This is a genomic window from Streptomyces sp. NPDC052114 (assembly GCF_040680155.1).
Lineage (GTDB): Bacteria > Actinomycetota > Actinomycetes > Streptomycetales > Streptomycetaceae > Streptomyces.
In genome coordinates this window covers 1-20,494 of the sequence record NZ_JBFAWC010000007.1, presented here as the reverse complement: position 1 = coordinate 20,494, position 20,494 = coordinate 1, and the positions used below count along the sequence as shown (strand labels likewise).

Below are 20,494 nucleotides of genomic sequence, written 5' to 3'. Positions count from 1 at the left end.
GCTCACCGGGGCACGGGCAGTTCCTCGATCGGCAGTTCCGCGCCGCGCTCGAAGGCCTCCGTGAAGGCGGGGGCGCCCAGGGCGGTGCGGGCCGCCGCCGTGATCCGGTCCACGTCGGCGCGCTCGGCGGGCGGGAGCGGGGCGCCCACGCTCGCGCGGGCCGCGTCCGCCGCGCCGAGCAGGAGCGCCGCGTCCCCGGGGGCGCCGGACAGGGCGGCGGCGCCCGCGAGGCCCTCCAGGGAGAGGGCCAGGGCGCGGGGTTCGGCGAGGGTGCGGGCGATGTCCAGGGCGACGCGGTGGTGGGCGCCGGCGCCGGTGGCGTCGCCGCGCAGCTCGGCGAGGAAGCCGAGTTCGGCGTGGAGCAGGTGGTCGCCGGTGGGGGAGGACACGTCGGCGTGGCGGTCGCGGATGCGGTGCAGCAGGGTCTCTGCCGCCGCGAGGTCGCCGGAGCGGCGGGCGCCGAGGGCGAGGCCCATGTCGGAGTGGATCTCGCCGTAGCGGTAGCCGTGTTCGACGGCCAGCGTCCGGGCCTTTTCGTGCAGTTCGCGGGCGCGGGCCCAGTCGTGGGTGAGCAGCGCGATCCGGCCGAGCCCCGACAGGCGCGCGGACACCTCGGCCTCCAGGCCCAGCTCCCTGGCGATCCGCAGCCCCTCGGTCTGGCGGCGGGCGGCCTCGTCGTACTCCCCCTTGATCTCGGCGAGCACGGCGAGCGGCGTCACCGTCTGCAACTCGCCCCACCGGTCGCCCAGTTCCGCGAACAGCGCGGCGGCGCGGCGCCCGTCGTCGCCGATGGTGGCGAGGTCGCCGCGGATCAGCGCGTGCATGGACCGCAGGGCGAGCGCGGCGGCGGTGGCCCAGCGGTCGCCGGTGCGGTCGGCGGCATCGAGGACGCGGGCGTTGGCCTCCTCGCTGGCGGCGGGGTCGCCGGAGCTGAAGAGGGCGTAGGCGTACAGCCAGAGGGTCCGGGGGCGGTGGGGGGCCTCCTCGGGAGCGCGGGCGGCCCCGGCGGACCCGGTCAGCAGCGCGAACGAGTCGCGCGGCAGGCGGAGTTCGGCGCGGGAGGGGTCCAGGGCGAGCACGGCGGAGAGCGCCGCGCCCGCCTCGGCGAGCCGCCCGCGCAGCAGCCACCACCAGGCCAGGGCGGAGCCGAGCCGAGCTGCCTCCTCGGCGGCGCCGCGCCGGAGCCCCTCGTCCAGCGCGCCGCGCAGGTTCGCCGCCTCGGCGTCCAGGAGGGCGAGCCAGACGCGCTGGTCGCCGCCGCGCAGGCACGGTTCGGCCCGCTCGGCGAGGCCGAGGTAGTGGTGGAGGTAGCGTTCGCGGACGACGAGGAGGTCCTCCATCTCCGCCAGCCGTTCCAGGGCGTAGGCGGCGACGGACTCCAGGAGGCGGTAGCGGGGCGCGGTCCCCGCGGGGCCCGGGGCCATGACGACGAGCGAACGGTCGACGAGGCGGGTGACCAGGTCCATGACCTCGTCACGGGCCACGCCGTCGCCCGCGCAGACGGCCTCCGCGGCCTCCAGGGTGCAGCCGTCGCGGTGCACGGCGAGGCGGCGCAGCACGATGCGTTCGGGGGCGCTGAGCAGCTCCCAGCTCCAGTCGATGACCGCGCGCAGGGTCTGCTGGCGTTCGGGGGCGCCGCGCTGCCCGGACGTCAGGAGCCGGAAGCGGTCGCCGAGGCGGTCGGCCAACTCGCGCACGCCGAGGGCGCGGACGCGGGTGGCGGCGAGTTCGAGGGCGAGGGGGATGCCGTCGAGGCGGCGGCAGATCTCGGCGACGGCCGCCTCGGCGTCCGGGCCGCCGTCGGCGGGCGAGAAGCCGGGAGCGGCGGCGCTCGCGCGGGCGGTGAACAGGCTCACGGCGTCGTCGGGCCCCAGCGGCTCCACGAGGAACACCGCCTCGCCGGTGAGGCCCAGCGGCTCCTGGCTGGTCGCGAGGACGCGGAGGCCGGGGGCGGCGCGGAGCAGGGCGCCGGTCAGCTCGGCGGCGGCCTCGACGACCTGCTCGCAGTTGTCGAGGACGAGGAGGGTCCGGCGGTCGCGCAGGGCGGCGGCGAGACGCTCGACGGGGGCGGCGCCGGTGGGGGCGGGTCCGGGCAGCGCGGAGGGGGTGTCGTCACGGAGGCCGAGGGCGGCGGAGACGGCGAGGGCAAGCGCGTCGACCCCACCGCCTCGCCGAGCGGCGAGCTCGACCACCCATACGCCGCCGTCTGGGGCTGCGCCGCGTGACGCGCCGCTGCTCAGGGACTCCCCGGCGGCGGCCAGCGCCAGGCGCGTCTTGCCGACCCCGCCGGGGCCGGTGAGCGTCACGAGTCGTGCGGTGGCGAGGAGTTGCCCCACGTCGGCGAGCGCCTGCTCACGGCCCAGGAGGGGGGTGAGGTGGGCGGGGAGGTTGGTGCGGGGGGTGGTGGGGGTGGTCGTGGAGGTCGTCGGGTCTGTCGGGGTGGCCGGGTGGTGTGGTGCGGTCGGGGCCGTGGGCGGGCTCGTCCGGGGCGTGAGGGCCGACCGGACCGCCGGGGCCGACGGGACCGATCCGTCGGGGCGGCTCGTCACGTGGGTCCGGGCCGCCGGGGCGGTCGCGTACGCGTACGCCGGGGCCGACAGGGACGGGTCCTGGCGGAGGATCGCCTCGTGGAGCGAGGTGAGTTCCGGGCTCGGGTCCAGGCCCAACTCCTCGGCCAGTTGATCCCGCAGCGCCGCGTACGACGCGAGCGCCTCCGTCTGGCGCCCCGCCAGGTACAGCGCGCGCAGCTGCACCGCCCGCAGCCGCTCCCGCAGCGGGTACCGCGCCACCAGGTCCGCCAACTCTCCCGTCAGCAACGTGTGGTCGCCCGCCGCGAGCCGCGCCTCCGCCTGCTCCTCAAGGACCGCGAGACGCTGCTCGGCCAGGCGGTCCGCCGCCGCCCGCACGAACTCCTCGTCGGCCAGGTCCGCGTACGCGGGACCCCGCCACAGGTCCAGCGCCCGCGTCAGGAGCTCCGCCCGCCCCGCCGGGTCCGCCTCGCGGCGCGCCGCGTCGACCAGCGCGCGGAAGACGTCCGCGTCCACCTCGTCGCCCGCCGCCGCGTCCACCCGCAGCCGGTAGCCCGGCGCCTGGTGGACCACCCGGTCCCGGCCCAGGGCCCGCCTCAGCTGGGAGACCTTGGACTGGAGGGCGTTCGCCGGACGGCCCGGCGGCGCCTCGCCCCAGAGGTCGTCGATGAGCCGGTCGGCGGAGACCGGCCGTCCCTCGTGCACCAGAAGGTCGGCGAGCAGCGCCCGCACCTTCGCCTCGGGAACCTTGACCGGCTCCCCCTCGCCGTTCCACACCGCCAGTGGACCGAGCACCCCGAAACGCATGCCGATCACCGTACACAGCGCACGCACCGGCACCTCCGCCGACGGACCCGTCAGCGGACCCGTCAGCGGACCATCAGCCGTCCCGAAGCACCCGCCCGCACAGTCGTCCCGTCAGCACGGCACGGGGAGACGGAGAGGCGGAGCGCATGCCCAAGTACGCGGGAAGGACGGCCGTCGTCGTCGGCGGCGCCACCGGGCTCGGCCTGGCCATCGCCAAGCGGCTCGTCGAGGGCGGCGCCGAGGTCCTGGTGACCGGCGGCCCCGGCGCCGACCTCGCGGAGGCCGCCGCGGAGGTCGGCCCCGGCGCCCACGTCATCGGCTGCGACCCGGCCGACCCGGCGGCCGTCACCGCGCTGGCGCCCGCCGTCCGCGCCCGGCTCGGCTCGATCGACCTCCTCTTCGTCCACGCGGACGACGGCCTGCCCGACCCGCCCGGCCCCGCCCTGCTGCGGCTCCTGCGCGAGGACGGCTCGGTCGTGCTCACCGCCGCCACCGCCGACCCCGCCGTCAACTCCGTCGCCCCGCTGGTCCGTTGTCACGGCTCCGCCGATGCGACCGCTCGTGCCGCGCTCGGTCTGGCCGCGGACGCCTCTCGTACACGTACGGAAAGGATCTGACCCCGATGAGCACCCAGACGCGTACCGCCGCCCCCGCCGGTACCGACACCCCGCCCCAGCGGCTCCCCCTCCTCGCCCTGCTCGCCCTCGCCACCGCCGTCTTCATCACCAGCCTCACCGAGACGCTCCCCGCGGGCCTGCTGCCCGCGATGAGCGCGGACCTGGGCGTCGGCGAGTCCGCCGCGGGGCAGACCGTCACCATCTACGCCCTCGGCACCGCCCTCACCGCGATACCGCTGACCGCCGCCACGGCGGGCTGGCGCCGCAAGCGGCTGCTGCTCGCCGCCATGGCCGGGTTCGCCGCGGCCAACACGGTCACCGCCGTCTCGGCCAACTACCCGCTGACGATGGCCGCCCGCTTCGTCGCCGGCGTCGCCGCGGGCCTCGCCTGGGCGCTGCTCGCCGGATACGCCCGCCGCATGGCGCCCGCCCACCTCCAGGGCAAGGCCATCGCCATCGCCATGGCGGGCATCCCGGTCGCGCTCTCGCTCGGCGTCCCGGCGGGCACGTTCCTCGGCAAGGTGCTCAGCTGGCAGGTCGCGTTCCTCGTCATGACCGGCCTCACCGTCGGACTCCTCGCCTGGATCGCCGCCCTCGTCCCCGACCACCCGGGCCAGCCGCGCGGCGGGGCGAAGCCCCCGATGCTGCGCACCCTGCGCGTGCCCGGCGTGGCCCCGGTCCTCTTCGTCACCCTGGTCTTCGTCCTCGCGCACACGGTCCTCTACACGTACATCGCCACGTTCCTCGACGGCCTCGGCATGGGCCGCTCCACCGACCTCGTCCTCCTCGTCTTCGGCGCCGCGTCCCTGGCCGGCATCTGGACCGTGGGCGCCCTGATCCACCGCAGGCTGCGCGCGCTGACCCTGGCGAGCGTGCTCGTGGTCGGCACGGCGGCGGCCCTCCTCGCCCTCTTCTCCGGCACGCCCGTGCTCGTGTACGCGGCGGTCACGCTGTGGGGCCTCGGCTGGGGCGGCGTACCGACGCTCCTCCAGACCGCCGCCGGTGACGCCGGCGGGGACGAGGCGGACGCGGCGCAGGCGATGCTCGTCACCCTGTGGAACGTGGCCATGGCGGGCGGCGGCGTCTTCGGCGGCGTCCTCCTCGACCTGGCCGGACCCTCCTCCTTCCCCTGGACGATCCTGCTGCTCCTCGCGCCGGTCCTGCTGGTGGTCGCCGCCGCCCGCAACCACGGCTTCCCGGCCCGCCGTTCGTGACGGGGCCCGCACCCGGCCCGCCCGGTCTGCGAAAATCTCTCCCCGTACGAAGAGGGGAGTTCCCCGGACGAAGAAGGGGCAGGGGAGAGACCGATGATGATCGTGATGCTCTACATCGGAGCGTTGATCGCGGCGGCGGGCCTGGCAGCGGTCGTCTGGGCGGCGCGGGGCGGCCCGCGCTGGGTCCAGGGCGTGGCGAAGGCGACGACCGTCTCGGCGGAAGTGGTCACGGCGGCCATGAAGAGGAGCGGCAGGAGCAACAACAGCAACTCGGGCAGCGGAGACGGGTGACCCCCGAAGGCGCGGGCGACCCCCTCCCGGAGGGCCCCGCCCCGGAGGAGCCCGCCGGGACCGATGCCGACGCCGAAGCCCGGTGGCTCGCCACGCAACGCCCGTCCCGCATCCGTGAGGTGCAGGCCGGGCGTCTCGCGTGGACCGAGGTCGATCTGGTCGACGTCGAGGGCGGCGGCGGGCGCGCCCTGCGGGACGGGCTCGAAGCCTTCGGCGTCCAGGTCAACCACGTACGCGTGGGCCAGGCCCGCCACCTCGTGGCCGCCCTGGACGGCCGCGCCCGGCACGTCGCCCCGTACGTGATCCTCGCCTGTCACGGCGACGAGGGAACCGTCCTGCTCCCCGAACTCGCCCCGGAGATCGCCCGGTTCCAGCCGTTCGACGGCGGCATGGGGCCGGCCGAGGTCCGCGCGCACGTCCGCCTCCCGGGCAGCACGGTCGTCGTGACCGGCTGCGACACCGGGGACCCCGTGCTCGCCGAGGCCTTCCTCGACGCGGGCGCGGGCGCGTATGTCGCCCCGCGCGGCGCGCCGTTCGGATACGCGAGCGTCTTCGCGCCGCTGTTCCTCTTCTACGAGCTGACCGAGCGCCGCACCCTCCCGGAGGCCGTCTCCTGCCTGCGCGCACACGACGAGGAGCTGTCGATGTGGCACCTCCACGGACGCTGACGACGACGGTCGCGTGAAGGGGCGGGCGGACCCTCGGAAGGGTGCGGCGGGACGGTGCCGGTCAGACGTCCAGCTCGGCCTCGATCCTGCGCAGCTGGTGCCGCGCCATCGCCAGGTTCGCTTTCTCCTTGTCCAGCGCCAGATAGAGGAAAAGCCCGCTGTTGTTGCGGGACTTCAGGAGCCGGATCAGGTGGTACTGGTCGCTGAGCGTGATCAGGATGTCCTCGATCTCGCCCTTGATGCCCAGCATCTCCATCGTGCGGACCTTGGCGCGGACCACGTCGGTGTTGCCCGCCGCGGCCACGGTCAGGTCCAGCTCCTTGCTGCCGCCCAGCGTGCCGAGCGCCATGCCGCTGCTGTAGTCGACGAGCGCGGCACCGAGCGTGCCGGTGATCGACGTCATCGTTTCCTTGAGTGCGGTCTCGGTGTTGTACATCTGACTCGTACTTCCTTTTCGTCTGTTGGAGCGGGGTGCGGGGGGAGTCATGGTCAGGTGGTCTCCAGTCGTTCGAGCGCACCGTCGAGCAGGTCGTGGATTCGGGCGCTTGACCGGCGCGCCTCCAGATGGAGCCGGCCCACGTTGACGCGCGGCTCCGCGAGGAGGGTGAGGACGGCGGAGGGACCGGCCGCGTAGGCCGCGACATAGCCCCCCTCGCCTCGGATCAGGAGCTCCGACGCCCGGCCGCGGCCGGCCACGTCCGCCAGCCTCAGGGCGACGTCGAGGGCACCCGCGGTGAGGACCGCGATCTGCTCGGCCTCACCGGTCTCGGTGTCCGTGGCCAGCACCTTGCCGTCGATGCCGGCCGCGAGGGCACCGGTGAGCTGCGGCACACATGCGCGCAGCCGTCTGAGTTCGCAGAGCAGATCGGGTTCTGCCGCCATCAGTTGCCTCCTCCAGGCGCGACGCCAGGCGACCCGCCTCATGACGGGGCGCCCACGGCCGGGCTGTGGTGGACCCGGGGCCTCACAGGGCCTCCAGCGCTTCACGGACCCGGCGCAGCAGGGCGATGTCCGTGGCACCGAACCCGTCCGCCTCCCAGGGGCGGGGCGGGGAGGCACGGGGGCCCGGCAGGGCGGCGCCGCCCGGATCGGGCGTGCGCGGGCGGGCGTGCGCCGCGCGCGGTCTCTCGCGGGGCGTCTCGCGCGGTACGTCGACCAGTCCCGCGACGGCGAGGCGCCGGACCTCCAGGAGGACGTGGAAGGCGGGCCGGCCCAGGAGCCGGGAGAGGTCCGCCGGGGTGTGGCTGCCGTCGGCCAGGTCGAGCAGCGTGCGCTGGCGCGGCGGCACCCAGCGTCCGGCGGCGGCCGGGCGCGGCACCACCGGCGCCGTGTCGATCACCGGCCCCGGCCAGAGGCGGTCGAGCAGCTCGCGGCGGCGGCGCGTCTCCCGCTCGACGGCGGCGGCGGGCACGGGGCGCGGCATGCCCATCCGGTGGGCGACGCCGTGCCGGAAGCGGGCCGGACTGCCGCCCGGCGCCAGCGCGAACAGCGCGGCGTCGAACAGCGCGGCCGTCAGGCAGATCTCCAGCTCGCCCGGCCGCAGATGGCCGCCGTCGAGGAGGATCCGGGAGACGGTGCGGCCGGGCCCGGCCCGTTTGACCGCCGCGTCCCACACGGCGCGCGGCAGCCGGCCGCCCGCCGTCAGGAGGACGTCGACGCCGGGTGACGCGGTGCTCTCGGCGTGGATCACGCGGCCGTCGGCGAGATAGACCGTCCCGGCGTCGCGCACCAGCGCCCCGGTGGCCCCCTCCATGGCGAGGCGGACCAGCATCGAACACCGGGTGGGCAGTACGGGGCCCGGCGCGGGCGCGGCCGTCGTCATTCCAGGACCAGCCGTCGGGCGACGTCCTGTAGTCGCAGCCGCGCGACGGCGAGGTTCCCCTCGTCGCGGTCGAGCCACATGTGCAGGAAGACGCTGGCGTCGAACTCGGTCTCCACGAACCGGAGTACGTGGTACTCGGTCCGGGTGGTGACGATCAGGTCCTCCACGTCCAGACGGCCGACGGGGACGGGGAGGTGGGCGTGGGGGGTGTGGGGGGTGAGGGGCCCGTGGGGGGATGGGGTCAGGTGGCCGGAGAGGGCGGAGGCCGCGATGGGGGGCGTGACGGGGGCGGGGGCGGCGGTGGGGCGGCCGGTGGGGCGGCCGGGGGGTTCGACGCCACCTGCGGGCAGCTCCTTGGGGGCCCGGCCCGGTAACTCCGGTATGCGGTGCGGGGATCCGGCGGGCAGCTCCGGCAGACGGCTCGGGGCGGGGCCCGTACCGGTACCCGTACCCGGGAGGCGGCTCGCGGCGGGGCCCGTCGCGGGCCCCGGGGCCTGCCCCGGACCGCGCTGCGCGGGAACGTGCTCCAGCCCGCCGTGTCCGGCTCGCTGATCCACGAGTCCCTGATCCATGAGTCCCTGGCCCGTGAGTCCCTCCACCGGCGCCTGCCGGGGGACCTGCGCGGGCAGCGCCCTGCGGACGGAGGGGCGGAACGTGCGGCACTCCATGGACATGCGCGCCAGCTCCGCGGCCTCCGCCGCCGCCGACTCCGCCTCGCCGTGCGGCGGTTCGCCGGCCGAGCCGAGCGAGAGACCACACGTCCAGTCCACGAGGGCCGCGCCCCGAGCGCCCGGTACGGACATGACTTCCCGCAGGCAAACATCTATACCGGGCACTCGGAGCTCCCCTCCCCACACCGCTCGCGCACCTTCTGGTGCGCTGCGGTGACGCGGAGGCTATGACGCCGGAAGACGCGTGCGGAAGGCACCGGCACATTCCAGCGGAACATGCCTGGGGTCGACAGATCCCTGTCCCCGGATGCCCATTCGATGACGCAATTCGGCCACACGATCGGCGTTTGCGCGACCGGTCGGCGAGATCGGTCGAAGCCTCGGTACGAGCGGTCGGGCCGCCGACCGAAAGCGCCGCGCGGACGGCAGACACCGCCAAGTTCCGTCACTTCGGGAGTTCCCCGGAGTAACGCCTCCGGCCCTTGCTAAACATGCCCACCCGCGTCAACCAGGCTTGTCCTGAGGTGATGTGAGGGACAGTCAGAAGCAGGTGCCGGGCGTGCCGAGGGTGCCGAACGTGCCGAACGTCAGGGGAGTCGATGCCGGATCCGCCGCGAGGCCTCCCCGACCCGGCCGGGCACGGCCTGCTGTCCCGCGCCCTCGACGGCTGCGCGGCCGACGCGGTCACCGGCGGGCTGCGGGTCGTCGGCAGGCCCGGTGGCCTGTTCCGGCTCCGGCAGGGCCGCGTGGTCGAGGCCGAGAGTCCGGGCGCCCCCGGCCCCGAGGTGCTGCTCCTGCGCTCGGGCCGGCTGAGTGAACGGGACTGGTCCGAGGCGCTCGCGGCGAGCGGCGACGCGACGCGGCTGCCCGCCGCCGAGCTGGTCGCGCGGGGCCTCGTCGACGCCGCCGAACTGCGGGTCCTGCGCGCGATGACGACGCGCGACGCCGTGTTCGCCCTGCTCGCGGGGGACGTACGGGCATGCGTGCCGGAGGCCGGGGGCGGCCCGCCCGTCCCCGTCGGCCGGGGCGAGGCACCGGCCCCGCTGCTGCGCGAGGCGGTCCGGAAGCTGGCGGCGCTGGAGGCGCTCGCGGGACGGCCGCACGCGGTGCGGCCGGACCGCGACAGGGTGGTGCGGGCGCCGGGGGCGGTGGAGGCGCCGGGGATGTCGGAGACACCAGGGGCGGTGGAGGCGGCGGTGGCGGGGGCGGACCGGGGCCCCTCCCTGCGGCGCGGCATCCTCCTCCTCGCCGACGGCCGCCGCACCCCGCGCGACATGGCGTTCCTGCTCGGGAGCCCGGTCCACGCGGTGACCGCCGAGACGGCCCGGATGCTCGGCGAGGGCCTGCTGGCGCGGTCCGGGCCGCCGGCCGCCGCGGACCGCGCGCCCGGCACGCCCGACGGGCCGCCCCTGACCCGCAGACGGCCCCGCGCGGACGACGCCCCCGCGGCGGCGGACCGGGACACGGGACTCCCGCGCCGTATCCCCGGGGCCAGCGGCAGGACCAGGACTCCCGCCGGGGAGGATCCCGCGGCGGGCCGGAGGGGACTCTTCCGGCGCGGGGGAAGAGCTCCGCGCACGAGGACGAGAGAGGGAGGGGGTCCATGGAATGGACCATGAAGCACTGAACGCCGAGATGCGGGGCCTGCGCGAACAGTTGGCGGGCATCACGGACACGGCGGTCGCGGCCGCCGACGGGCTGCTCATCGAGGCCGACACGGGCGAGGACATCGACGCCGACTGCCTGGCGGCACTCGCCGCCGCGGGCCTCGGCCTGGCGCAGCGCACGGCCGGGACCACCGGACGCGGCGAACTGCGCAGGACGGTGTCGTACGGCAGCCGGGGCTGCGCCGCCGTGTACGCGGTCGGGGACACGGCGCTGCTGGTCGTCCTGGGTGACGAGGGCCTGGACGTCGACCGCCTGCACCAGGAGGCCCAGCCGCTCCTGAAGCGCGTCGACGCCATCCTGACGGACAGGACCTGAGCGCCGCCGCGACGCTCAGGACCGCCACCGCAGGGCGGGGCCATTCGGCCCCGCCCTGCGGCCGTGTGGCCTAACTCTCCCTGCATGCAAGCCATCTGATGGGTGGTCAGATACGGCCGCCCGTGTGACTGCGTCAGAGCGCCATAAAGCATTTCCTCGTACTTTTCATCAAATGTGCCTTAACGAAACGGCATCCAGACATGGCGTGAGGTAAGGCAATGGAAGCTCCACGGACGTGGGTCCGGACGACGTCGCCACCGGGCGGGCGGGTCAGGCAACGCGTACGGCGCGTCATGCGCACGGGCCTGGTCGTGGCGATCGTGGCGGGCCAGCTGGTCGGTCTCGACGCGGCGTGGTCGGTGGAGGAGGCGGGACCGTCGTCCGGCCCCTCGGCGAGTGCGTCGCGGTCCGCCGACCCGGCCGGGTCCGCGGAGCCGCCCGCCGGGGGCGGGAGGGCGAGGGACAGGGCCGAGGCCGAGGACGCTTCCAAGTCCAAGTCCAAGTCCAAGTCCAAGTCCAAGTCCACGTCTACGTCCACGTCCGTGGAGGAGCGCGAGTCCGAAGACGCGGGCAAGTCCGAGGACGCGGGCAAGTCCGAGGACGCGGGCGGGCAGAAGTCCAAGGACAAGTCCAAGCCCAAGGACAAGCCCAAGGACAAGCCTGCCTCGAACGAGAAGAGCGAGGGCAAGGACAAGAGCAAGGACAAGGGCGAGGCCAAGACGAACACCGAGGCCAAGCACGCCAAGGCCAAGGACGGCAAGGACGAGGACAGGGCCAAGGACAAGGACAAGTCCAAGTCCGAGAAGGACTCCGAGGGTGACGAGCCGCTCCCCCTGGACGACGGCACCCCCCTGTCCGCCACCCGCGCCCAGAAGGCCGGCAGCTACACCGTCTCCGGCACCGGCGGCACCGGCACCCTGCCCAGCGGCACCACCGTCGCCATCACCACGACCGGCGCCATGCAGAACGCCACCGCCAACGCCCTCGACGGCGGCACCGCCACCGCGCCGTCCGGTCTCGCCGGGTCCGCGTCCGTCGGCGTCCTGTGGCCGACCGGCGGGAGCACCGCCTACACCGAGCGCGGCACGGTGACCTTCACCTTCAGCCGTCCGGTCCGCAACCCCCGCCTCCACATCGCGGGCATGGGAGCCGCCCCCGGCGCGAACATCCGGCTGCGGCTCACCGACAGCGCGCCCGCGTCGGCCTCTCCCACGCTGAGCAAGCTGGCCGGGTTCACCGACTGGACGGTGTCCGACGACCAGATCTCCAACACGTACAGCACCGCCAACCCCAGCTGCACCGCGGCCACCAGCGGTACGACCGTCGCGTCCGGCTGTGGCACGGTCGGCGTCAGCGGCACGGTCAGCAGCCTGACGCTCGCCGTGGACACCCGGAACAACGCGGGCAGCACGACCGGCGACGGCGTCCGGTTCATGGCCACCGCCGACGAGGACTACTCCAACTCCGCCGACCTGCCCGCGGCTTCGCACACGCTCTCCGACCTGAGGCTCGGCGCCGCGTCCACCGGCGACAGCCCGGACGCGATGGTCACCAGCCCCGGCATCAAGGCGGGCGACGACGCGGACGGCGTCGCCTCCTGGCCCGCCGCACGGGCCGACAAGGCCGGATCGTCGTACGCGGTCGACGTCGCGCTCACCTCGCCCGCCGCCTCGACGCTGGCGGGCTGGGTCGACTGGAACGGCAACGGCACCCTGGAGGACGGCGAGCGCGCGGTCGCCTCCCCGGCCGCCGGTGCCACCACCGCGCGGCTGACCTGGACGATCCCGGGCGACGTGAAGTCCGGTACGCACCCGGCCCGCGTCCGGCTCGGGTACGACGCCGGGGCGACGCGCACGGCGGACGGCTGGGCCGACTCCGGTGAGGTCGAGGACTACACGATGACGGTGACCAAGGTCGCCGCGCTGGAGATCAGCAAGACCGTCGACACCACGACGCCCCGCCTCGGCGACGAGGTCCTGTTCACCCTCTCGGTGAAGAACACGGGCCCCGACGACACCACGGGCGTGAAGGTGAACGACAGGCTCCCGGACGGGCTGACGTACGTGTCGGACGACTCGGGCGGCAAGTACAGCGCGTCCACCGGCGTGTGGAGCGCGGGCGACCTGAAGAAGGGCGAGACCAAGACCTTCAACATCGTCGCCAAGACCACCCGGCAGGGGAAGGTCACCAACACGGCGTCGTCGGCCACGTCGGACCAGCTGACGGACGCGGTCAAGGGCGCCTCGGTCACCCTGACCGTCGGCCCCGCCAGCGAGTGCCCCAAGATCGCCGAGCTGACCAACGGCAGCTTCGAGACGCCGGTGAACACCTCGTCCGTGCAGTTCTACGGCGACGCGGGCCAGCCCGCGCCGAACGTGCCGGGCTGGCGCACCACCGCCACCGACCACAAGATCGAGGTCTGGCGGGGCCCGAACACCCCGCAGGGCACGATCACCGCGGCCGACGGCCAGCAGTGGGCCGAGCTCAACGCCAACCAGGTCTCCACGCTCTACCAGGACCTGAGCACCACCCCCGGCCTCAAGATGAACTGGCGGATCTTCCACCGGGGTCGCCAGGGCAACGACACCATGCAGGTGAGGATCGGCGCGTCCGACGGCACGCTGGTCGCGCAGACCCCGACCGGCGCCTCGTCCCCCGACATCACCACCGGCACCGGCGGCTGGCAGGAGTACCGCGGCACGTACACCGTGCCCGCGGGCCAGCGGATCACCCGCTTCGCCTTCGCGTCGATCCGGGGCACCGGCGGCGCCAGCATCGGCAACTTCCTCGACGGCATCCGCTTCGGCACGCCCGGCTGTCTGACGACGAAGAAGTCGGTGACGCGGAGCCCCGACCGGGACCCGTCGCAGCCCACCGACGTCCTGACGTACACGGTGGAGGCGACGAACGAGGGCGGCGACGACGCGTTCGACGCGTTCCTGCGCGACCCCGTCCCTGCCAACTCCGACTACGTCCCCGGCTCCATCAAGGTCACCGGGCCCGGCGGCGCCACGACGGCGGTGTCCGACGCCGACGGCTACGACAGCGCGAACAAGCGCGTCACGGCGCCGGTCGGGGCGGGCACGAGTCCGCGCAAGGTGGCCCCGGGCGAGACCTGGAAGATGACGTACAAGGTCAAGATCGCCCGTGCGACGGGCGGCAGCAAGGTCGTCAACCAGGCCACCGCGGGCTGGAAGGAGACCCCGGACGGCACGGACACCACCGAGCGGCAGACCAACACCACGACGACCAACATCGGTGAGACGGTCGACATCAAGGTCGACGTCAGCGACCTGACCATCGCGCCGGGCACGAGTGGCGACGTCACCCTGACGACGACCAACGACGGGCCGAACGACGCCAAGGGCGTCAAGACCGTCTACGAGATCCCGCCGGGCACGACGGTCGACACCGCCTCCCTGCCCGCGGGCTGCACGGGCGGCGCGACCGGGCCCGTGACCTGCACCGTCGGCGACCTGGCCGTCGGCAAGAACAAGAAGCACACCTTCAGGCTCAAGGTGCCCGCCGACACGGCCCCGGGGACGAAGGCCACGGGCACGGCGACCACCAGCACCACGTCGAACGAGCCCGACGAGTGGAAGGCCAACAACAAGGACACCAACCAGCTGACCGTCGGCGGCCGCAGGATCGCCCTGGAGGTCAAGAAGGAGGCCCGCCCCGACCCGCTCACCGTCGGTCAGCAGGTCACCTACACCGTCACCACCACCAACAAGGGCCCCTCGGACGCGCTCGGCGTCAAGATCGAGGACACCGTCCCCGCCCACTACACCGGCGTGACCTGGCAGTGCACGGTCGACTCCACCACGGCCTGCGGTTCGGGCACCGGCAACACGATCAGCACCACGGTCGCCCGGATCCCGGCGGGCAAGTCGGCGGTCCTCACCATCACGGGCACCCTCAAGGCCGACCCGGGCAAGGACCCGGTCAAGAACACGGCCGAGGTCACGGGGCCGGCCGGCTCCGACGACAGCACCTGCCCCGACAAGAAGGGTCCCTGCACCCACGAGGGCGAGAACGAGCTCGACACCAAGAGCCTGCGGATCACCAAGTCCGTCTCCACCACCAGGCCCCTGCCGGGCCAGGAGGTCACCTACACGGTGAAGGTGGAGAACACCGGCTCGGCGGCGTACGCGGGCGCCGCGTTCGAGGACGACCTCACGGGTGTCGTCGACGACGCGGCCTTCGTCACGGGCAGCGAGCGCGCGGACATCGGTACGGCCGACTACGCGGCGCCCACGCTGAGCTGGACCGGCACCGTCCCGGCGGGCCGGACCGCGACCGTCACGTACAAGGTGAAGGTCGGCTCCCCGCCGAAGGGCGACAAGGTCCTGAAGAACGCCGTCTCCTCGGACGTGCCGGGCACCAACTGCCCGCCCGGTTCGAAGGACCCGAAGTGCACCACGGGCGGTGGCGGCGAGGGCGGCATCCCGAGCCTGAAGATCAAGAAGACGATGTCGCCGAAGAATCCGCTGCCGGGGCAGAAGGTCGCGTACACGGTGACGGTCGAGAACGACGGCGAGGCCGCCTATCCGGATGTCGCCTTCACGGACGACCTGACGGACGTGGTGGACGACGCGACGTACAACGACGACGAGAAGGCGGTCTCGGGCGGGAGTGCCCATGGGACGGTGTCGTACGCGAAGCCGGAGCTGAAGTGGACCGGTGATCTGGCCAAGGGGCAGAAGGTGACGGTGACGTACTCGGTGACCGTCGGCTCGCCGCCCAAGGGAAACAAGTCCCTCAAGAACACCGTCACTTCGGACGTGCCCGGCTCGAACTGCCCGGACGGTTCCAAGGACCCGGACTGCGCCACGGGCGGTGGCGGCGAGGACGGCGGGGGTCTGCCGAACCTCGTGTTCGAGAAGACGATGTCCCCGAAGAATCCCCTGCCGGGCCAGAAGGTCACCTACACGGTGACCGTCGAGAACGACGGCAAGGGCGCCTATCCGGATGTCGCCTTCACGGACGACCTGACGGACGTGGTGGACGACGCGACGTACAACGACGACGAGAAGGCGGTCTCGGGCGGGAGTGCCCATGGGACGGTGTCGTACGCGAAGCCGGAGCTGAAGTGGACCGGTGATCTGGCCAAGGGCCAGACGGTGACGGTGACGTACTCCGTGACCGTCGACTCGCCGCCCAAGGGCAACAAGGTCCTGAAGAACACGGTCAGTTCGGACGTGCCCGGCTCGAACTGCCCGCCCGGTTCCAAGGAGCCGAAGTGCACCACGGGCGGCGGCCAGGGCGGCGGTCTGCCGAACCTGACGTACAAGAAGACGATGTCCCCGAAGAACCCGCTGCCGGGGCAGAAGGTCACCTACACGGTGACCGTCGAGAACGACGGCAAGGGCGCCTATCCGGATGTCGCCTTCACGGACGACCTGACGGACGTGGTGGACGACGCGACGTACAACGACGACGAGAAGGCGGTCTCGGGCGGGAGTGCCCATGGGACGGTGAAGTACGCGAAGCCAGAGCTGACCTGGACCGGTGACCTGGCCAAGGGACAGAAGGTGACCGTGACGTACTCGGTGACCGTCGGCTCGCCGCCCAAGGGCAACAAGGCCCTCAAGAACACCGTCACCTCGGATGTCCCGGGCTCGAACTGCCCGGCCGGGTCGAAGGACCCCGACTGCACCACCGGTGGCGAGGACGGCGGGGGTCTGCCGAACCTCGTGTTCAAGAAGGTGATGTCGCCGAAGAAGCCGCTGCCGGGCCAGAAGGTCACCTACACGGTGACCGTCGAGAACGACGGCAAGGCCGCCTACCCGGACGTGAAGTTCACCGACGACCTCACCGACGTCATCGACGACGCCACGTACAACGACGACGAGAAGGCGGTCTCGGGCGGCAGCGACCACGGCACGGTGAAGTACACCGAGCCGAAGCTGAAGTGGACCGGTGATCTGGCCAAGGGCCAGACGGTGACGGTGACGTACTCGGTGACCGTCGGTTCCCCGCCGAAGGGCAACAAGATCCTGAAGAACGCCGTCACCGGTGACGTGCCGGGCACCAACTGCCCGGCGGGGTCGCAGGACCCGGCCTGTTTCACGGGAGAGGCCGAGGGCGGGCTGCCGAGTCTGACGTACAAGAAGGTGATGGAGCCCAAGAACCCGGCGCCCGGCCAGAAGGTCACCTACACGGTGACCGTCGAGAACGACGGCGAGGCCACCTACCCCGACGTGAAGTTCACCGACGACCTCACCGACGTGGTGGACGACGCGACCTACAACGACGACGCGAAGGCGGTCTCGGAGGGCAAGGAGCACGGCACGGTCGCGTACGCGAAGCCGGAGCTGACCTGGACCGGTGATCTGAGGAAGGGCCAGACGGTGACCGTGACGTACTCGGTGACCGTGGGCGCGCCGCCCAAGGGCGACAAGGTCCTGAAGAACACGGTGACGTCGGACGTGCCGGGCTCGAACTGCCCGCCCGGCTCGAAGGACCCCGACTGCACCACCGGTGGCGAGGAGGAGGGCGGCATCGCCGTCATCCGCTTCCTCAAGACCGCCGACCCGAGCGGCCCCGCCACCGCGGGCGGGCGCGTCACGTACACGGTGAAGGTCTCCAACGAGGGCACGAGCGCATACCGCGGCGCCACGTTCTCCGACGACCTGAGCGGGCTGCTCGACGACGCCGTCTACAACGACGACGCCGAGGCCACCTCGGGCGAGGTCGGCTACGCGCGGCCCACGCTGACCTGGACCGGCGACGTGCCGGCGGGCGGGACGGTCACGGTGACGTACTCGATCACCGTCGACAACCCGGTCAAGGGCGACAAGAAGCTGTCCAACGCGGTCACGTCGACGACGCCGGGCACCAACTGCCCGCTGCCGATGCCCGACCGGGCGGCGCGCGGTCCGGTCGACCCGGACTGCTCGACGGGGCCCAGCACCGTCAAGCAGCTCACCGTGCGCAAGGAGCACGACGCGAAGGACAAGGTCAGGCCGGGCGACAAGGTCACGTACACGGTGACCGTCACCAACACCGGCTCGGCCGCGTACGAGGGCGCCGCGTTCAGCGACGACCTGAGCGATGTGCTCGACGACGCGTCGTACAACGGCGACGCGCGGGCCACGGCGGGCTCCGCGGAGTACGCGGCGCCGGTCCTCTCCTGGACCGGTGACCTGGCGCCGGGCGCGCGGGCGACGGTCACGTACTCCGTGACCGTCAAGCCCAAGGGCTCCGGCGACGGCAGTCTCGTGAACCGGGTCGTCACGCCGGGCGTGACGGGCGGCAACTGCCCGGAGGGCTCGACCGACCCGGACTGCACCGGCGGTCCCGTGCCGCCGGAGGTCGTCGACCCGATCAAGCCGCCGCCGGTGCTCCCGGAGACGGGTGACCGCAACCGCACCCGGACGCTGCTCGCGGGTGGCGCGGCCATCGTCCTCGTGGGCGTCGGCGCGTGGATCGTGGCGGCGGTGAGGCGCAGGAGGAACGGGTGACCGAATGACGGCACGACCCCGGCCGGACTGGCTCCGGCCGGGGTCGTCCTGCGCGCCGTCGGGGGGCGGCGCGCGGACCAGGGGCGGACTAGAAGTCGTCCGCGCCGTTGCGCAGCTCGTACGTCCAGTAGCCGGTCAGCGCCTTCGCCGGGTCGACGGCGATGCCGCCGCTGCCCGGGGCGCGGACCGCGGCCATGCCGCCGCCGCCCTGGAGGGTCACGGAGAACGCGGACACGGGCTCGTTGTTCTCGTGGACACCGCCGTCCGACACCTTGACCAGCGCGTACGCGGGGGCACCGGCCTTGAGGACCACGGGGGAGGCGGGCTTGCTCTTGGCGACGGCCGGGACGTTCTGCTTGTGGCTCTCCAGGAACTGGATCTCCGGGAAGCCGTTCATCCGGCAGGTCTTGCCCGAGGTGTTCTTCGCGGTCAGCACGATGTGGGTGTAGGGGGGACCGGCCTGGCGCGCGGCGCTGATGGCGAGGTCCTTGGTGGTGCAGGTCGGGGTGGCCGCGGCGGCCTGCTTGCCGTGGCCGGCGGCGGCGGTGGTGGCCTTGGCACCGGAGGAACCGGAGGACTTCGCGGCCGAGGTTCCGGCCGACGCGGTGTCCGTGCCGGAAGTGCCCTCCGACGCGGCGTCGGACTTGCTGCCCGACTTGGCGCCCGACTTGGCGGTGTCGACCGTGGCGGAGCTCTGCGTGCCGCTGCCCGTCCCGGCGGACTTGGCGTCGGAGTCGTCCCCTCCGCAGGCGGTGAGGGAGAGCGCGAGAACGGCGGCGCCTGCGGCGGCGAGAACGGTGGTGCGGCTGCGGAACGTACGCATGGGATTTCCCCCGGAATGAAGGGCGCGGAAGTTGTCCGGTCTGTGACAACCAGCGCCTGACCTGCTGACATGCATGAGTCTGCCGCCGGTCGCTCACGTTCCGCTGCCGTGCCGCTGACGTCCGGCTGCCGTGCTTTCGGGGCGCCCGGAGACGCCCGGAGGCATCCGGAGGCGTCCGGAAAAGAAACGGGGCGGCGTATTCCGACGTGGAGTCGGGGTACGCCGCCCAGGGGTGGGACGAGGTGCGGGCCGGGCCCGCCGGATGGTGTGTCGGTCGGTGCCTCGGGTGGCGCACCGGTCGCTGCGTCGGGTGGTGCACAGGGGTCACTTCGGGTCGTCGTTGAACCTCTTGGCCGACCAGAAGTAGCCGAGGACCGCGAGGCCGACGCACCAGCCGACGGCGAGCCAGCCGTTGTGGCCGATCCCGGAGCCGAGGAGCAGTCCGCGCAGGGTCTCGATGGCGGGGGTGAAGGGCTGGTACTCGGCGACCGGCCGGAACCAGCCCGGCATCGCGTGGAGCGGGACGAACGCGCTGGACAGGAGCGGCAGCAGGATCAGGGGCATGGCGTTGTTGCTCGCGGCCTCGGCGTTCGGGCTGACCAGACCCATGCCGACCGCGATCCAGGTGAGCGCCGTGGCGAAGAGGACGAGCAGTCCGAAGGCCGCGAGCCACTCCAGGACGGAGGCGTCGGTGGCGCGGAAGCCGATGGCCACGCCGACGGCGCCGACGAGGACCACGCTGACGATCGACTGGAGGACGCTGCCGATGACGTGCCCGATGATCACCGAGCCGCGGTGGATGGCCATGGTGCGGAAGCGGGCGATGATGCCCTCGGTCATGTCGTTCGAGACGGAGACCGCGGTCCCGATCGTGGTGCTGCCGATGGTCATCAGGAGCAGGCCGGGGACGATGTAGGCGATGTAGTCGGAGCGGTCCGCGCCGCCGCCCCCGATGCCCGCGCTCATGGTGTCGCCGAAGATGTAGACGAAGAGCAGCAGCAGCATGATCGGCGTGAGCAGCAGGTTCAGCGTGAGCGAGGGGTAGCGCCGGGCGTGCAGGAGGTTGCGGCGCAGCATCGTGGACGAGTCACGGACGGCGAGGGTGAACGAGCTCATCGGACGGTCTCCTTGGTCGGGGCGGCGCTCTGGTCGGTGCTCGGGGCGATGGTCTGGGCGTTGGTCCGGTCGGGGGCACCGGCGCCGCCGGTGAGGGCGAAGAAGACGTCGTCGAGGTCGGGGGTGTGGACGGTGACCTCGTCGGCCTCGGCGCCGGCGGCGTCCAGCTGGTCGAGCAGGGCGCGCAGGTGGCGCTGGCTGCCGTCGCCGGGGACCTGGAGGACGAGGGCGTCGTCGTCGCGGGCGCTGTCGTTCAGGGCGGTGGCGGCGGCCCGGTAGGCGGCCGGGTCGGTGAAGCGGAGCCGGACGTGTCCGCCGGGGACGAGGCGCTTGAGTTCCTCGGCGGTGCCCTCTGCGGCGATCTTCCCGTCGTTCAACACCGCGATGCGGTCCGCGAGTTCGTCGGCCTCCTCCAGGTACTGGGTGGTGAGGAAGACGGTCACGCCGTCGGATACGAGGCCGCGGATGATCTGCCACATGTTGTGGCG

At 73.3% G+C, this 20,494-nt stretch carries 13 protein-coding genes and 2 pseudogenes; 7 read left to right on the top strand and 8 right to left on the bottom strand.

The features are described 5' to 3' along the window. Positions 1-2: 2 nt before the first annotated feature. The gene (locus AB0L89_RS16830) at positions 3-3,335 is read right to left on the bottom strand and encodes a BTAD domain-containing putative transcriptional regulator (protein WP_365141137.1); all 3,333 of its coding nucleotides are present in this window, start codon (positions 3,333-3,335) and stop codon (positions 3-5) included. Between the two features lie 146 nt (positions 3,336-3,481). Between AB0L89_RS16830 and AB0L89_RS16825 the strand changes: the two genes are divergently transcribed. The 4 genes from AB0L89_RS16825 (at position 3,482) to AB0L89_RS16810 (ending at position 6,125) form a co-directional block, all read left to right on the top strand. Beyond that, positions 3,482-3,952: an SDR family NAD(P)-dependent oxidoreductase gene (locus AB0L89_RS16825; protein ID WP_365141134.1), complete on the top strand. Its 471-nt coding sequence runs from the start codon at positions 3,482-3,484 to the stop codon at positions 3,950-3,952. A gap of 5 nt (positions 3,953-3,957) precedes the next feature. Beyond that, entirely contained in the window at positions 3,958-5,166 is a 1,209-nt protein-coding gene (locus AB0L89_RS16820; RefSeq protein ID WP_365141131.1) for an MFS transporter, read from the top strand. A gap of 93 nt (positions 5,167-5,259) precedes the next feature. Continuing rightward, entirely contained in the window at positions 5,260-5,457 is a 198-nt protein-coding gene (locus tag AB0L89_RS16815; protein WP_365141128.1) for a hypothetical protein, read from the top strand. Continuing rightward, positions 5,454-6,125, top strand: coding sequence for a hypothetical protein (locus AB0L89_RS16810; RefSeq protein WP_365141125.1), 672 nt, complete (start codon positions 5,454-5,456; stop codon positions 6,123-6,125). Before AB0L89_RS16815 ends, AB0L89_RS16810 begins: the two co-directional genes overlap by 4 nt. 61 nt (positions 6,126-6,186) lie before the next feature. On the opposite strand, the gene AB0L89_RS16805 is transcribed toward AB0L89_RS16810, so the two are convergent. From AB0L89_RS16805 to AB0L89_RS16790, 4 genes and pseudogenes are all read right to left on the bottom strand, one after another. Next, entirely contained in the window at positions 6,187-6,561 is a 375-nt protein-coding gene (locus tag AB0L89_RS16805; RefSeq protein ID WP_365141122.1) for a hypothetical protein, read from the bottom strand. Between the two features lie 53 nt (positions 6,562-6,614). Continuing rightward, complete coding sequence (locus tag AB0L89_RS16800) at positions 6,615-7,007, bottom strand: roadblock/LC7 domain-containing protein (protein WP_365141120.1); 393 nt, start codon at positions 7,005-7,007, stop codon at positions 6,615-6,617. A gap of 82 nt (positions 7,008-7,089) precedes the next feature. Beyond that, entirely contained in the window at positions 7,090-7,947 is an 858-nt protein-coding gene (locus tag AB0L89_RS16795; protein ID WP_365141117.1) for a transcriptional regulator, read from the bottom strand. 650 nt (positions 7,948-8,597) lie between these two features. Then, a pseudogene (locus AB0L89_RS16790) lies at positions 8,598-8,783 on the bottom strand (hypothetical protein); the annotation flags it as partial. 434 nt (positions 8,784-9,217) lie between these two features. On the opposite strand from AB0L89_RS16790, the gene AB0L89_RS16785 reads away from it, so the two are divergent. From AB0L89_RS16785 to AB0L89_RS16775, 3 genes are all read left to right on the top strand, one after another. Continuing rightward, positions 9,218-10,237 (top strand): MarR family transcriptional regulator, encoded by a 1,020-nt coding sequence (locus AB0L89_RS16785; protein WP_365141114.1) that lies wholly within the window; start codon positions 9,218-9,220, stop codon positions 10,235-10,237. After that, positions 10,227-10,601, top strand: coding sequence for a roadblock/LC7 domain-containing protein (locus tag AB0L89_RS16780; protein WP_365141111.1), 375 nt, complete (start codon positions 10,227-10,229; stop codon positions 10,599-10,601). The genes AB0L89_RS16785 and AB0L89_RS16780 overlap by 11 nt, the downstream gene beginning before the upstream one ends. Before the next feature lie 293 nt (positions 10,602-10,894). After that, entirely contained in the window at positions 10,895-18,067 is a 7,173-nt protein-coding gene (locus AB0L89_RS16775) for a GEVED domain-containing protein (RefSeq protein WP_365141108.1), read from the top strand. 88 nt (positions 18,068-18,155) lie between these two features. Here AB0L89_RS16775 and AB0L89_RS16770 read toward each other — a convergent pair whose 3' ends face one another. From AB0L89_RS16770 to AB0L89_RS16760, 3 genes and pseudogenes are all read right to left on the bottom strand, one after another. After that, positions 18,156-18,890, bottom strand: coding sequence for a DUF4232 domain-containing protein (locus AB0L89_RS16770; RefSeq protein ID WP_365141105.1), 735 nt, complete (start codon positions 18,888-18,890; stop codon positions 18,156-18,158). 324 nt (positions 18,891-19,214) lie between these two features. Further along, positions 19,215-20,006: an ABC transporter permease gene (locus AB0L89_RS16765; protein ID WP_365141102.1), complete on the bottom strand. Its 792-nt coding sequence runs from the start codon at positions 20,004-20,006 to the stop codon at positions 19,215-19,217. Then, positions 20,003-20,494 (bottom strand): annotated as a pseudogene (locus AB0L89_RS16760) (ABC transporter); the annotation flags it as partial. The gene AB0L89_RS16765 and the pseudogene AB0L89_RS16760, both read right to left, overlap by 4 nt.